Raw genomic sequence first — 14,028 nt, 5'->3', positions numbered from 1 at the left:
GAGTATGTCATGAAAGAGTTGGTATTAGCATCAAATAATACACATAAAATTGAAGAAATTAAAGAAATTTTAACAAATTATAATATATTAAGCCTTGCCGATGTTGGATTTTTTGATGAAATTATTGAAGATGGAGTCACTTTTGAAGAAAATGCACTTATAAAGGCGAGAATTATTTCTAATTATACTAAAAAAACTTCAATAGCCGATGATAGTGGGTTGGTAATAGATTTATTAAATGGTGAACCGGGTATTTATTCTTCTCGCTATTCAAAGGAACAAACTGATGAAAAAAATATTGAAAAGGTAATAACAAAACTTAATGGGAAAGAATCTCCGGCACATTTTGTATCTGTTATAGCTTTAGTAACTCCCAATGGAGAAGAGATAACATTTAGAGGAGAATGTCATGGAAAAATCATTTCAAAACAACGTGGTAATAACGGATTTGGTTATGACCCAATTTTTTACATAGAAAAATTAAATAAAACATTTGCTGAACTAAGCAGTGAAGAAAAAAATTCTATTAGTCATAGAAGAAATTCTTTAAACGAATTAGCAAGTTACTTAAGGGAACAAATTAATGAAAACTAAAATAAATAGGGAAGATTGTATTGCATGTGGGAATTGCAGTGCAATTTGCCCGGATGTATACGATTATGATGAAGACGGCATAGCATTTTGTCATATTGATAATAATTCTATGAGTGCAGTTATTCCTGAAAAATATGAAAGTTTAATAAAAGAAGCATGTGAGAATTGCCCGACTGAGTCAGTTATTGTGGAAGATAATAAGGAAGGAGAGCAGATTGAGTACTAAAAAAACTACAACAAAGAAAAAAACAAAACAAGTAAAAACACAAAAGATAGGAGCAATACCTAAAAAGAAAAAATCTGCAAAAACAAAAAAATCATCGAAAAAAAATAATATTCCTACACTTTCTAAAGAAACATATCGTTCAATATTTTTTATGATTTCTATCATTATAGTAATTTTATCAGTTTTACAAATGGGAGTTATTGGGAAATTTTTTGATGCTGTATTTAAATACTGTTTTGGTAATTTTAGCTATCTGTTGTATTTAATATTAGCCAGTATTCCGATATATCATGTAATTAACAAAAAATTGAAATCACCAATTTTTCTTATTGTAATATTAGTACTTATTGACTTTTTATTCCAACTAATTTTAATTGGTAATAAAGATATGAACTATATCAATTTTAATGATATTTATAATGATAAAGTATCACTTTATGGCGGTGGAGTGATTTCATATTTTCCTGTAAAATTACTTATATACTTATTATCATATTACGGAGCGCTACTCGTTGTTATTTCAGTGATAATCACAACAATAATACTATACCTGAATATTCATCATCGAATGTTTGTTCTAAAAGTAAAAAATACCATACAAAACGCATTTGATAAAAATGTATATGAGTCGGAAAGTGAAAATAAAGATGATTATGAAGTAATAATTTCTGAGAATGATAAGATAATAGAAAATTCCAATGAGAAACGCTATAATAAAATAAAAAATAAAGAATTGGAAGTTGACATAAGAGAATTTAATGAAGAAGTTTCTGAGTTTGATAATGTAAAAAAAGAAGAAGAATCTTATGATAGTTATATTTTACCTTCCATATCCTTGCTTAACAATCCTACAAAACAACAAACTATAACTAAAAGCGATGTCGTTAAAAAATCAAAAATTTTGCAAAGTACTTTTAACAACTTCGGTATAGAAGTAAAAATTGTTAAGGCTATAGTCGGCCCATCAATTACACAGTTTCAAATTTTACCAACACCAGGTACAAAAGTAAGTAAAATTGTTAATTTAAGCAATGATATTGCGCTAAATTTAGCAGCAAAAGATGTTCGTATTGAGGCTCCAATTCCGGGTAAATCACTTATAGGTATAGAAATTCCGAATACAATTAATGAACTTGTAACAATGAAAGAAGTATTTGTTAACAGTAAGGATAACTCACCATTATCAGTGGCTTTGGGTAAAGATGTTTCAGGAGAAGCTATCTTTACACGTTTGGACAAAACACCTCATTTACTTATTGCAGGATCTACCGGCAGTGGTAAGTCGGTTTGTGTAAATACAATAATAACCAGTATTTTACTCAAAAATAAACCTGACAAAGTTAAATTGATAATGATTGATCCTAAAATGGTAGAACTTTCCATTTACGATGGTATTCCACATCTACTAACGTCGGTTGTTACCGATCCGTTAAAGGCTGCCGATGTATTACATAAGGTTGTTCTTGAAATGGAAAATAGATATCGTGAATTTTCACGTGCTAGAGTTAGAAATATGGAAGGCTATAATAAAATAGCCGAAAAAGATCCGGATTATAAAAAATTACCATATATTGTCGTTATAATTGACGAGCTTGCTGATTTGATGATGGTTTCATCGAAAGAGGTGGAAGAATCAATAGCACGAATAGCACAAAAAGCACGTGCTGCAGGTATTCATATGATTATTGCCACACAACGTCCATCGGTTGATGTTATTACGGGGGTAATTAAAACAAATATTCCATCACGTATAGCTTTTGCGGTAAGTTCCAGTGTTGATTCAAGGACTATACTTGATAAATCAGGTGCTGAAACATTGCTTGGTAAAGGCGATATGCTTTATCTGTCAGCCGATTCAAATAAACCTGTACGTATCCAAGGTGCTTATTTATCAGATGAAGAAGTTGAAAAGGTAGTAGATTATGTAAAAAGTCAGTCAAAAGCACAATATGATCCAAATATGACACCAAGTGAAACAACAAAGGAAAATAACGGGGTAGGTAATAATGAAATAGATCCCCTTTATAAAGAAGTGCTACTATTTATCGCAAAAACACAAAAAGCATCTGCATCACTATTGCAAAGAAGGTTTAAAATAGGTTATAATAGAGCTGCACGTATTGTTGAAATGTTGGAAGATGATGGTTACATAGGCCCGGCAGATGGTGCAAAACCTAGAAAGGTTTTTTTAGAAAAAGAATTTTCGGAAGATAACTAATAAATTTTATTTACATATATTAAATTATGTTAACTTAAATAATATTAAGAGGTACAAATAATGAAAAAAAATAATAAATTATTATCAGGAATACTTGTTGCATTATTATTTATTATAGGAGGGCTTTCTGCCTACGCATATAATAAAGAACAAAGCTATAAAAATAATAAACCTGTAACAAGTAATAATAATTCTCAAGAAACAGCTAACACAAAATTTATAAATAATAGTTTGAATAAGTTTAACGAAGTAGATACATTAGACAAAAAAGTATCTGAACTTAAAACATTACTTGATAAAAAAGATGAGATAACTTCTAAAAATAAAGATGACGAAATTAAATTATTTAATGATGTGCTTAAACAAATGCGTACTAGTTTATCATCTTTAATAGAAAAAGAAATTCAGAATAATACATTATCACAAGTAGATAAACAAGATAGTGAAAAAGTTAATTCGGCTAAAGATAGTTTAAATGCGTTACAAGCAATTATTGAAAAAGAAAAAACCGTGATATATGAAAATGAAGGAGACGGTGCAACGACATTAACAACAATAGCAAATGTACTGGTAGCAAATAATGAAGTTCTTGCAGCAGCCAGTGCACAGCAAGCTGCACCTTCTACGCAAACACAAGACCAAACTAACGGTCAAACAGCTCAAGGACAAACAACACCGCCTGTTGTTACTCCTACTCAACCTGCAAGACAAAACTCAGGTGCGACTGTGCCTAATAATCAAAAGAGCCAATAATATGCTTAATTAATAAAACAATGAGAAAACCATTACTTTAAAGGTTTTCTCATTGTTTTTATATTGTAGCTAATCATTGTTTATGTTATAATAAATTAGTACATTAAAAAAGATAAAACAAAAGTCAGAAGGATAAGTAATTACGATGAATCTACCAAACAAAATAACATTATTTAGAACAATTTTAATACCGGTTTTTATAATTTTTTTACTAATTGATATGGGTGGTTCTATATCAATAATAAATGGGAGATCTATTAAGTTAAACACTTTTATTGCCGCTTTAATATTTATTTTTGCTTCTATAACAGATTTTGTTGATGGTTATTTAGCAAGAAAATATAATCTTATAACAAATATGGGGAAATTTTTAGATCCGCTAGCGGATAAACTGCTTGTAGGAAGTGCATTTATTGTAATGGTTGAACTGGGGATGATGCACAGTTGGATGGTTGTTGTCGTTATTGCAAGAGAGTTTGCTGTAACAGGGCTTCGACTATTGGCGGTGGAAAAAGGTAAAGTTATACCTGCCGGTGTACTGGGAAAATTGAAGACAGTAAGTCAATTGGTAGCTATTATACTTATTTTGCTGGGGAATCCTATTTTTAATACGTGGAATTTTGAATTAGATTATATTTTACTTTGGATTTCCGTTATTTTAACTATCCTTTCAGGTTTGGAATATTTTAAGAATTCTATACATGTTTTTAAATAAACAAAATCGCAGAAGATATAATTGATAAATTCTTCTGCGATTTTGTTTGAAAACTATTTAAAATGTTTAAAGCGATATTATTCATCAAGTTTGTCAATAGATTGTTTTATTATCTTTTTAGATTCATTAATGTAAAGCATAGAAGTATCACTGTTTGAATGACCCATTTGAGTCATTATAATTGGAATATTACCATTTGTTTTTAATGCTAATTTTGTACCGTAACTATGGCGGAGTTTATGTGGTGACATTGGAACATTAAATGCGTCGGTATATTTCATTACTAACTTTTGAATAGCACGAATTGAAAGTCCGGTTTTATTTTTAGATGTAAAAACAAAATCTTCACTTGTTGGTTTTAATGCCAATGAATTAAAATATATATTCAATTTAGTGAGAGCAGATTCCGGTATAATTACCGTATCTGTTTTATTTCCTTTACGAATTACATTAATTTCACTATTAAGAAAATCAATATCTTTCACTTTAAGATTAGCCAACTCATTAACACGAATACCACTTTTTAAGAAAAGGGTGAGGATAGCTATATCTCTTGTTTTATCACGTAAAAAAAATATTTTAGCATGTTTAGAAAGTGTATTTTCATATTGATTTTCGACAAAATCAAGAAATTCTTCATCTTGCGAATCAAGAAAAATTTTTTCTGATATTTTTTTTGAACGTGAAGATAATGTTTCTTTAACACGTGTAATAGGTATTTTAAGCATAACATTACGCTCAAAATAAGCACGCCCTTGTTCATTTTCACTCGTTACAGTAAGAAATTTATAAAGAGAACGCATAGCAGCTTTATAATTGTTTATTGTTGTTTGTGTACGATATTTACCGTTTATTGCTTCACGAGAAAGATATTTAAAATAACTTTCCATTTCTTTTTTTGAGATATTTTCTAATGTAGAGAGTTCTACATTTTTAATTATATCAGCATGAGAAATAGTTTCACTAATTAACCAAGAAAGAAAATTTTTATATGTTTCTAAATATCTATGCAACGTAAGTGGCGATAAAATATAATAATAAGTATCAATAAAATCCTCAATATAATCAGGAAATTCAGGAATGAGTTTATTTATTTTTTGACGGTAATAATCACGTTGATTGCGTACCACTATTATATTTCTCCTTTACACAATAATTTATGCATATAATATGTATTATGCGAACAATTATATTATAATATATATAAATTATTTTTTCAACTCTTTTAATCACTATTAGATTTTTAATTTCAAATTTTAATACCTCAAAATTTAAGATTACAAAGTAAAAAACTACCTAAGATAATCTTAGATAGTTTAAAGTCTATTGCTAATTATACACGCTCAACTTTTCCAGATTTTAAAGCTCTAGCAGAAACCCAAACTTTTTTAGGTTGTCCATCTACTAAAATTGTTACTTTTTGTAGATTAGCTTTGAATTTTCTTTTTGATGCGTTCATCGCATGTGAACGAGTATTTCCTGAACGTGCTTTACGTCCGGTAACGTAACAAACTTTTGCCATGAATTAATCCTCCTTTTTGGAAATAGTTTATTCATAACATTTACTACATACACAAAATATAATATACCATATACTAACACGTATAGCAAGTGATATTGTTTATAATTTTTAAATTAACTGAATTGAACCAATAATAAAACTATTACAAACGCAATTATACTGGCGACACTTGTACCAAAAGTCCATGTCTTAAATGTTGACTTTAAATCAAGGTTTAAATATTGTTTGAATAGTCAAAAACCCGGATCGTTAACATGAGAACAAAACATACTTCCAGCTGCAATGCTAAGCATAACCAAAGTTGCAGGATAATTTATACTATTAATCATCGGTTCTACTATTGCCAATGTTGTGATAGCAGATACCGTACTGCTTCCTAGAGTAATCCTTAATATCGCAGCAACCACGAAACTAATAAGTAATACTGAAATATTAAGTTTTGATGTTATACTAACTATCTCTTCAGTAACCTTTGCATCTATTAAAATCTGTTTTAACCCCCCTGCTGCTCCATTAATTAATAACACTGTTGCTATAGATTTTGCAGATAGGGTTAAATCATTAGAAATTTGAGAAATTTTTTGCCCTCTCATTATTCCTAATCTTACTATTGCTATGATAAGAGTGATTATAAGAGCCGAAATAGGATTAGAAATCAACTTCAAATATGAATTTACCGTCTTTGGTAGACTTATCATTGATATTATCAACTGTGGTATTGTTATTAAAATAACCGGCAGTAATAAAATAAAAATAGAAATAGAAAAGCTAATGCTACTATCAGTATTATCAAAACTCAATTCATTTTTTTGCTTTGTTTTTTGCTCTGAACTAGTAAGAGTAATTTTAGTTAATAACACACCACTTATTATTACCGTTGGAATAGCCACTATTAAACCATAGTACATAACTTCAGTGATTTGTAAATTAAAACTTTTTACTATAATACTTGGACTGGGATGTGGTGGAAATAACGCATGTATTGTTAAAATAGAGATACCGGTAGGAAGTGCTAACCAAAGTTTATTGACATTTTAGTGTTTTGCAATATTGAGAACTATTGGAATAATCAAAATAAATGCTACATCAAAAAATAATGAAAAACTAATACACATACCGGCAACAATAAGACCCCATTGAATACCTTTAACACCAAAAAAGTCAATTAAGCGTGTTGCGGTAATTTCTGCTACTTTTGAAGTATTCAGTAAAGAACCCAACATAGCCCCTAATCCTAAAATAAGTGATAGATGACCTAGTAATACACCATTCCCCTTTTCTACAGTATCAATAATTTCTATCGGTGATAATCCGAGAATTAATCCTAGAATAATTGAAATTAATAAAATAGATATAAACGGTTCAACGTTTAATTTAGTTATTAATATAATCAATGCTATAATCCCAATAAAAACCGTAAATAACCGTATTGAATTATTTAATATAAGCACTGTTGATATTATTAAAAATAATATGCTAATAATAGATAACTTATTTTTTTTTAACATACTCACTCCTTAAAATTTTTATAAAGTTTATTATAACATTTTTTCAAAAACGTTTCTAAAAATTGAATTGATAAGTAATTTAATATTAATTAACATTTAGATCATTTTACTATAAACATTATTTTATTATTTAATAACTTCACTTTGGAAAACTTTTTTCGCTTTACTAACTTGTAAATTAAAAAAAAATATGTTATTATATAATCAATTCATTACCGAGGATAATCTCGGTATAATAAAAATTTATAAGTGGGAAAATATTATGTCGGCAAAAAGATTAAAAAAAGAAGAAAGAAAAAAATTTATACAAGATATAGCAAAAGAATTATTTTTAGAAAAAGGATTTAAAAATACTACTATGCAAGATATAGTAGTTGCTTCTGAAATGTCTATTGGCGGTCTATACCACCATTATAAGAGTACAGGCGAAATACTTTACGATATAATGATAGAAGGGAATATCTACAGAAAAAATATTATGTTTGAAAAAATTAATAATAATACAGTTACAAATAAATTATTAGCAGAATTAATAGTTGACAAAATGTTGGCTGATAATGAATTTACACCATTGTATGTTATGTTTTTACAACAATTAAATGAAGATGAAAGTTTAAAAAAACTTTTTGAAAAATTAAAAAAAGATTCTATAAATAGCCTTAAAAAATTTTTTGAGAAAATTGATTGTATTTGTTCTCTTGATGAAATACTTGAATTTATTACGTGTATAATTAATACTTCAGTGCTAGGGTGCGAATTAATTGATATTAGAAAAAATTTTATAAAAAATAGAAACCAGCTAGAATTTATGATTGAATCATATTTAACAAAAAATATTATTATAAAATAATCAATGAAAGGAATGATAAATATGGATAAAAATAGTAAGGAGTTACTAACTGCTACTCCACTTAATATTATGGTTAAATTATCTATCCCCGCAATTATTGGAATGATTGTTATAGGATTATATCCTTTAATGGATGGTATATTTGCAGGACAACTTTTAGGGCAAGATGCAATGACCGCTGTAGGTGTTGCAATGCCTTTTACATACTTTAATACAGGAATTGCAACGTTAATCGGTGTAGGTTCCGCCTCTGTCTTATCTCGTGCTATAGGAGAAAGAAATCAAAACACTATCGATAAAATTATGAATAATTTACTTTATTGGGTTATTCTATTGTCAGTTATTATAACAATTATAGGTTTTTTATTTTCAAAACAATTTTTGAGTTTGGTAGGAGCAAGCGGAAATATATTAGATTTAGCTACGCGTTATTTAAAAATTATATTTATAGGTTCTCTATTTGTCAATTTTGCTCAGGCAGCCAATATGGTTATGCGTGGTGAAGGATTAATGAAAAGAGCAATGCTAATTATGGGAATTGGTGCTGTAATTAATATTATTTTAGACCCTATATTTATGATATCAATGGGAGATAGAGGAATTGAAGGTGCTGCCATTGCAACTATTACAGCACAAATAATTCAAGCAATTATCACATTTTATTATTTTAAATATAAAAGTAATACTGTTAAAATTAATAAAATTATTAGTGAAACCAGTATTTATAAAGAAGTATTTTCTATTGGAGTATCTGCGATGTTAATGCAGGTTTTAACTATTATTCAGCAAAGTTTATTATACAATCAAGCATTCAGGTACGGTGAAGATGAAGCCGGATCAATAATGGCAGCTTCATTAAGAATATTGGCATTTTCATTTATTCCAATTTGGGGTATGAGCCAAGGACTACAACCGGCAATAGGAGCGAATTTCGGCGCAAAACAATATGATAGAGTCAGATCAATTTTTAAAATATTTACAATCTACTCTATTGTGTTAGCTGCTATTTTTTGGATACCATCAATTATTTTTACTAAACCACTATTAAGTCTTTTTGGTTTAACAGGAAATTCTTTAATAAATGGAGTAACAAGTTTTAGAATACTTTATAGTGCTTTCATTTTATATGGAGTAATGATAATGTTACTAACATTTTTCCAAGCGATTGGTGATGCAAAATCTGCCGGACGCTTGGTAATGTTAAGACAAGTTATAATATTTGTACCTGCGATGATAATATTACCAATGTTTTTCGGTCTTAAAGCAGTTTGGTTTACAACGCCGGTTATAGATATTTTAATCGTTGTTTTAGGTATGCTCACATATTTAAAAACAATAAAAAAATTTAATTAAAATCCGTATTATTAAGGTATTGTACATACAAAAATAACCATTTGAATTTACAAATGGTTATTTTTGTACAATAATTATGCTCTTGATACATAGTTACCTTCTGCTGTGTTGATAACTAATATATCTCCTTCTTTTACGAATAACGGTACTTGTAATGTATAGCCGGTTTCTACTGTTGCAGATTTAGAAGCACCTTGTGCTGTATCCCCTTTTACACCCGGTTCTGTCTCTGTAACAAGTAATTCAACTGTTGTTGGTAAATCAATTCCTAAAATTTCATCTCCAAACATTAAAATCGAAACTTCCATGTTTTCTTTTAAGAAGTTCAACTCATGAGTAAGGTTTTCTTCCGGTACTTCTATTTGTTCATAAGTAGCATTATCCATAAACACATAAGCATCACCTGTTGAATATAGATAAGACATTTTTTGATTGTTTATTTGTGCTTTGGCAACTTTCTCACCTGCTCTAAACGTTTTATCATTTACGGCACCGGTTCTCATATTTCTAAGTTTAGAACGAACAAATGCAGCTCCTTTTCCCGGTTTAACGTGTTGAAATTCTAACACTTTCCAAATGTTACCATCAACTTCAATAGTAACACCGGTTTTAAAATCATTTACTGAAATCATTTTTAAATCTCCTTTGAATATTACTAATTATTATTATAATTAATTTCTTTTATTTAATCAATACTAAATTTATAGTTAACTTTACATAAATAAAAATATGTAAAGTGCAACATAATTTTTTAATTTAATTTTCTTTTACGGCTTCTACCATGTAAATTTTATTACCCTTTTGGATAAACTTATCCTCATATTCAGTGTGAACATTATCTTCTTCATATATACTGTTTGTCAAATCCAGCGATATTTTTTCAAAAGTAAAATCATTTTTTGCAAAACTCATAAGACTATATTCAAATAGCCCTTGATTATCAGTTTTTTGGACAATAGTCTTTTTATTATTTAAGATAATTTCATAACGTTCCAAAAATTTACTAAATGTTAAACGTCGTTTTTCATGACGTGTCTTAGGCCATGGATCTGAAAAATTTAAATATAGTTTACTTATTTCAAATGGTGCAAAATAATCTAATAAATCTTCTGCATTCCCTGAAATAAGTTTTAGATTATCTCGATATGTTTCTTCAATCTTATCCAGCAAAAAGCTAAGTACAGTTTGTTGTGATTCCATTGCGATAAAATTAATATTTGGATATTTTTCCGCTAATGTGTGAATAAACTTCCCTTTTCCACTTCCTATTTCCAGATGTATAGGATTGTTGTTTCCAAAAATGTTTTTCCATTTTCCCTTGTTATCCTTTGGTTGTAAAAATACTAAGGGGCTGTTTTCAAGACGTTCTCTTGAATTTGATCTGTTACGAACTCTCATTCATATTCCTTTCTTAGTTTAATTCTATTATTTTATTGAATAATTTTTTGTTTTCAGTTATTTTTTCTTTTGAACCTATAATACATTTATGCGAAAATCTAATATTTTCAAATTCTTCTGCAATTTGGCGTAAATCTGAAACCGTAGTATTTTTGACTTCATTAACAATTTTTTCATAAAAATCCTTTGGACTGTTCGTAAGATATTTAGTTAAAGAATAATATGCTTTTGCATTTGGTGACATAAGTGTATCAAGAGTGTTAAGTGTACCGATAATGTATTTATTTAAAGTTTTATCATCTATTTCAAGATTTTTAATATAATTATAAATATTATAATAAGTTTCTAAGGTTTCCTCTAAATTCGGATCACGGTATGACCACAGACCGAAATTTCCATAATTATTAATAATCATTCCGGCACCGTAAGCACCATTTTTAACTCTAACATTATTCCATAAATAATCAAGGTTTAATATATGACGTAATACCAAATATGCTCCGGAATAGCTACTAATATTATAACCAACGCCTACATATTGAACCAATGTGTCAAAATAAAAACCTTCTGAATAATTTTTATCTTTTAATTCAACTTTAAATCCACCTTGATCATTAATATTGTTTGGAAATTTTTTTACTAATTTAGAAATATTTTTTTTAAAGTTTTTATATTCTCTTTCATTACCAACAAAATTAACTAAAAGTCGTGAACTGTTAAAAATTAATTTGGTAATATTTTCTAGGTTTTCTTTTATATTCTCAAACTCAGTTTCAAAATTAGCTACTAAATTTTCGATAAATAAATAGAAATTATATTCTGAAATCTGTTCAGCCAAAGCACCTTGAACGGTATAATAACTGATAAGTCGTTTTGATACGAAACTATGCCCTGCTTGTTTAAATCTATTTTCAAGCATAAGTTTAAGCTCTAATAGTACATTATATATAGATGTTTTATTTTCAAAATCAAAGTTTAAAGTAGTTTCTTCTAAAATATCAAATAGTTTTTTTGATTTTTCTACAAGATATTTTGTCCCTATTATAAAATTAATTGAACAACGTTCACTTTCAAATTCTCTAAAAATCTCAATACTTGAACTAATATTACCTAAATTGAAATCAATTTCTTTTATTATTTCGGATTCTGTTTTATTTTTAGTATTTAGATTAAATAACAAATAAGTTAATAGCGAAGAATATTGTAACTGTGGTATGGTAAAGTCCGTTATATTAAATAATAATCTTGAATAAGAAATGCCGTTAGTTACTGTATCAAAATGTGAATATGTAACATCTTTTAATATTTCAATCTCAGTTTTTTCCAGTGGATTTTTTAATTCTACAGTTTTTGCATCAACACTTTTTATTTTTCTCAAATTTTCTTCACTATCCGGTGTTTCTTGCCAAACTTTCAAATCGTTTGTTTCTTTAATGATGTCATTTATTTCTTCAGCAGATAAAGTTTTCTGATAAGAGACCAGATCTTTTTCCGTTTGTTCTTTTTTATCAACCGGTAAAAGTTCAACTATACTTGATTTTTCATTATCTAATAACCATTTTTTGGCTATTTTTTCAAAGTGTTTATTATCGCAGTTTTTCTGTATATTATTAATAACTTTATCAATATCAAAACTATCTAACGGATCGTATCCATAATTCCAAGCGCGCATAATTTTTACGGCATAAGATATTCCTTTAGGAGAGCCGGTTTTGTTAATTTCCTCTTTAACGGAAAAGTTCTTTTTATTAATTGTAGCCTGAACTTGTTCGTAATCAAATCCGGCTGTTATTATTCTACTTAAGGTATCTTTATAAAGTTTATCTAATTTACTAAGCTGATTATCATCTACATATTTAAAGATAATATTATATACAGCTTCTTTGCGATCTTTATGCAAGTAACTATATACATCTTCACAAATATTATTATCAATAAAATATTTTCTAAATTCCGTATTACTGCTTCCCAATAAAATATCATCAATAATATCTATATTATCTATTTCTATGCTGTTATTGCTATCTCCCAATATATAACTATATGCAACATACCCTTTATTATTAGTTTTTTCATTAAAATAAGTACGTCTAAAGACTTTATCAGAAAATTCATTTTGTGAGATTATTTGATAATTACTGTAATCTTTATACTCATAATTATTTAAATAATTATCAATTTTTATAAGATAATTATCAATTTTTAAATTACCGTAAAGAACAATATAACTGTTACTTGGATGATAATTATAGTTATATGTATCAATAAATTCTTTATATGTAATACTGGGAATGGCTTCCGGTTTACCGCCGGATGAATAACGATAAGGTGTTTTTGTAAACAACGCTTGTGATATATAGTCATCAAGGACTTCATCAACAGAAGAATAAGCACCTTTCATTTCGTTATAAACAACACCTTTATAAGTTAATTTATCATCAACACTTTCTAAATGATAGTGCCATCCTTCTTGAGATAAAATATTCTTATTTGTTTTTAATTTTGGATTAAAGACAGCATCTAGGTAAATATCAGTTAAAATTTCAAGATCTTTGTCATTTTTAGAGGCTACCGGATACATAGTTTTATCAGGAAATGTCCAAGCATTTAAAAATGTATTAAAAGAACCTTTTAGTAATTCTACAAAAGGTTCTTTTACCGGATATTTCTCTGAACCACATAAAACAGAATGCTCTAAAATATGAAAAATACCATTGTCATTATAAGGGATAGTTTTAAATGCTATACTGAAACTTTTGTTTATGTCCTCATTTTCCAGAAAAATTAATTTTGCCTTTGTCTTTTTATGTTCATAAACATAGGCATTGGTATTTATATTCTTAAGATATTTTGTTTCTTTTAGTTCAAATGTCATATTAATATTTTAGTAG

General features: G+C 28.0%; 12 protein-coding genes and 1 pseudogene. 7 read left to right on the top strand and 6 right to left on the bottom strand.

All coding sequences use genetic code 11. The features are described 5' to 3' along the window. Nucleotides 1-9 precede the first annotated feature (9 nt). From AXE85_RS04625 to pgsA, 5 genes are all read left to right on the top strand, one after another. Nucleotides 10-594: an XTP/dITP diphosphatase gene (locus AXE85_RS04625; protein WP_062173446.1), complete on the top strand. Its 585-nt coding sequence runs from the start codon at nt 10-12 to the stop codon at nt 592-594. Then, entirely contained in the window at nt 584-820 is a 237-nt protein-coding gene (locus tag AXE85_RS04620) for a ferredoxin (protein ID WP_062173444.1), read from the top strand. The genes AXE85_RS04625 and AXE85_RS04620 overlap by 11 nt, the downstream gene beginning before the upstream one ends. 190 nt (nt 821-1,010) lie before the next feature. Continuing rightward, nucleotides 1,011-3,038, top strand: a complete 2,028-nt coding sequence (locus AXE85_RS04615) for a DNA translocase FtsK (protein ID WP_062174734.1) — start codon at nt 1,011-1,013, stop codon at nt 3,036-3,038. A 60-nt stretch (nt 3,039-3,098) separates the two neighbouring features. Then, the gene (locus AXE85_RS04610; RefSeq protein WP_062173442.1) at nt 3,099-3,791 is read left to right on the top strand and encodes a hypothetical protein; all 693 of its coding nucleotides are present in this window, start codon (nt 3,099-3,101) and stop codon (nt 3,789-3,791) included. 145 nt (nt 3,792-3,936) lie between these two features. Further along, nucleotides 3,937-4,506 (top strand): CDP-diacylglycerol--glycerol-3-phosphate 3-phosphatidyltransferase, encoded by a 570-nt coding sequence (gene pgsA / locus AXE85_RS04605; protein ID WP_062173440.1) that lies wholly within the window; start codon nt 3,937-3,939, stop codon nt 4,504-4,506. 77 nt (nt 4,507-4,583) lie between these two features. Here the strand turns inward: pgsA and xerS are convergent, their stop codons facing one another. The 3 genes and pseudogenes from xerS to AXE85_RS04590 all read right to left on the bottom strand — a co-directional run bounded on the left by xerS (nt 4,584) and on the right by AXE85_RS04590 (nt 7,536). After that, complete coding sequence (gene xerS, locus AXE85_RS04600; RefSeq protein ID WP_082729126.1) at nt 4,584-5,636, bottom strand: tyrosine recombinase XerS; 1,053 nt, start codon at nt 5,634-5,636, stop codon at nt 4,584-4,586. A gap of 203 nt (nt 5,637-5,839) precedes the next feature. After that, nucleotides 5,840-6,028, bottom strand: a complete 189-nt coding sequence (gene rpmB / locus AXE85_RS04595; protein ID WP_006365046.1) for a 50S ribosomal protein L28 — start codon at nt 6,026-6,028, stop codon at nt 5,840-5,842. 113 nt (nt 6,029-6,141) lie between these two features. Further along, nucleotides 6,142-7,536, bottom strand: a pseudogene (locus AXE85_RS04590) (GntT/GntP/DsdX family permease). Nucleotides 7,537-7,798: 262 nt separating this feature from the next. Between AXE85_RS04590 and AXE85_RS04585 the strand changes: the two are divergent. Continuing rightward, nucleotides 7,799-8,386: a TetR/AcrR family transcriptional regulator gene (locus AXE85_RS04585; protein WP_062173436.1), complete on the top strand. Its 588-nt coding sequence runs from the start codon at nt 7,799-7,801 to the stop codon at nt 8,384-8,386. A gap of 21 nt (nt 8,387-8,407) precedes the next feature. Then, nucleotides 8,408-9,739, top strand: a complete 1,332-nt coding sequence (locus AXE85_RS04580; RefSeq protein ID WP_062173434.1) for an MATE family efflux transporter — start codon at nt 8,408-8,410, stop codon at nt 9,737-9,739. Nucleotides 9,740-9,813: 74 nt separating this feature from the next. Here AXE85_RS04580 and efp read toward each other — a convergent pair whose 3' ends face one another. From efp to AXE85_RS04565, 3 genes are all read right to left on the bottom strand, one after another. Further along, nucleotides 9,814-10,371 carry an elongation factor P gene (efp, locus tag AXE85_RS04575; protein WP_062173432.1) on the bottom strand — a complete coding sequence of 186 codons (558 nt, stop codon included), beginning with the start codon at nt 10,369-10,371 and terminating at the stop codon, nt 9,814-9,816. Nucleotides 10,372-10,495: 124 nt separating this feature from the next. After that, on the bottom strand, nt 10,496-11,137 hold the full coding sequence (gene trmB, locus AXE85_RS04570) for a tRNA (guanosine(46)-N7)-methyltransferase TrmB (protein ID WP_062173430.1): 642 nt from the start codon (nt 11,135-11,137) through the stop codon (nt 10,496-10,498). Between the two features lie 13 nt (nt 11,138-11,150). Beyond that, complete coding sequence (locus AXE85_RS04565; RefSeq protein WP_062173429.1) at nt 11,151-14,012, bottom strand: insulinase family protein; 2,862 nt, start codon at nt 14,010-14,012, stop codon at nt 11,151-11,153. Nucleotides 14,013-14,028 lie beyond the last annotated feature (16 nt).

The sequence above is a fragment of the Gemella sp. oral taxon 928 genome (genome assembly GCF_001553915.1).
Classification (GTDB): domain Bacteria; phylum Bacillota; class Bacilli; order Staphylococcales; family Gemellaceae; genus Gemella; species Gemella massiliensis.
This window is presented reverse-complemented; position numbering and strand designations above follow the sequence as displayed.

Coding starts and splice junctions, on each gene's coding strand:
- AXE85_RS04625 (WP_062173446.1), top strand. CDS start 10: ATGAAAGAGTTGGTATTAGCATCAAATAATACACATAAAATTGAAGAA.
- AXE85_RS04620 (WP_062173444.1), top strand. CDS start 584: ATGAAAACTAAAATAAATAGGGAAGATTGTATTGCATGTGGGAATTGC.
- AXE85_RS04615 (WP_062174734.1), top strand. CDS start 1,011: ATGGGAGTTATTGGGAAATTTTTTGATGCTGTATTTAAATACTGTTTT.
- AXE85_RS04610 (WP_062173442.1), top strand. CDS start 3,099: ATGAAAAAAAATAATAAATTATTATCAGGAATACTTGTTGCATTATTA.
- pgsA (WP_062173440.1), top strand. CDS start 3,937: ATGAATCTACCAAACAAAATAACATTATTTAGAACAATTTTAATACCG.
- rpmB (WP_006365046.1), bottom strand. CDS start 6,028: ATGGCAAAAGTTTGTTACGTTACCGGACGTAAAGCACGTTCAGGAAAT.
- AXE85_RS04585 (WP_062173436.1), top strand. CDS start 7,799: ATGTCGGCAAAAAGATTAAAAAAAGAAGAAAGAAAAAAATTTATACAA.
- AXE85_RS04580 (WP_062173434.1), top strand. CDS start 8,408: ATGGATAAAAATAGTAAGGAGTTACTAACTGCTACTCCACTTAATATT.
- efp (WP_062173432.1), bottom strand. CDS start 10,371: ATGATTTCAGTAAATGATTTTAAAACCGGTGTTACTATTGAAGTTGAT.
- trmB (WP_062173430.1), bottom strand. CDS start 11,137: ATGAGAGTTCGTAACAGATCAAATTCAAGAGAACGTCTTGAAAACAGC.
- AXE85_RS04565 (WP_062173429.1), bottom strand. CDS start 14,012: ATGACATTTGAACTAAAAGAAACAAAATATCTTAAGAATATAAATACC.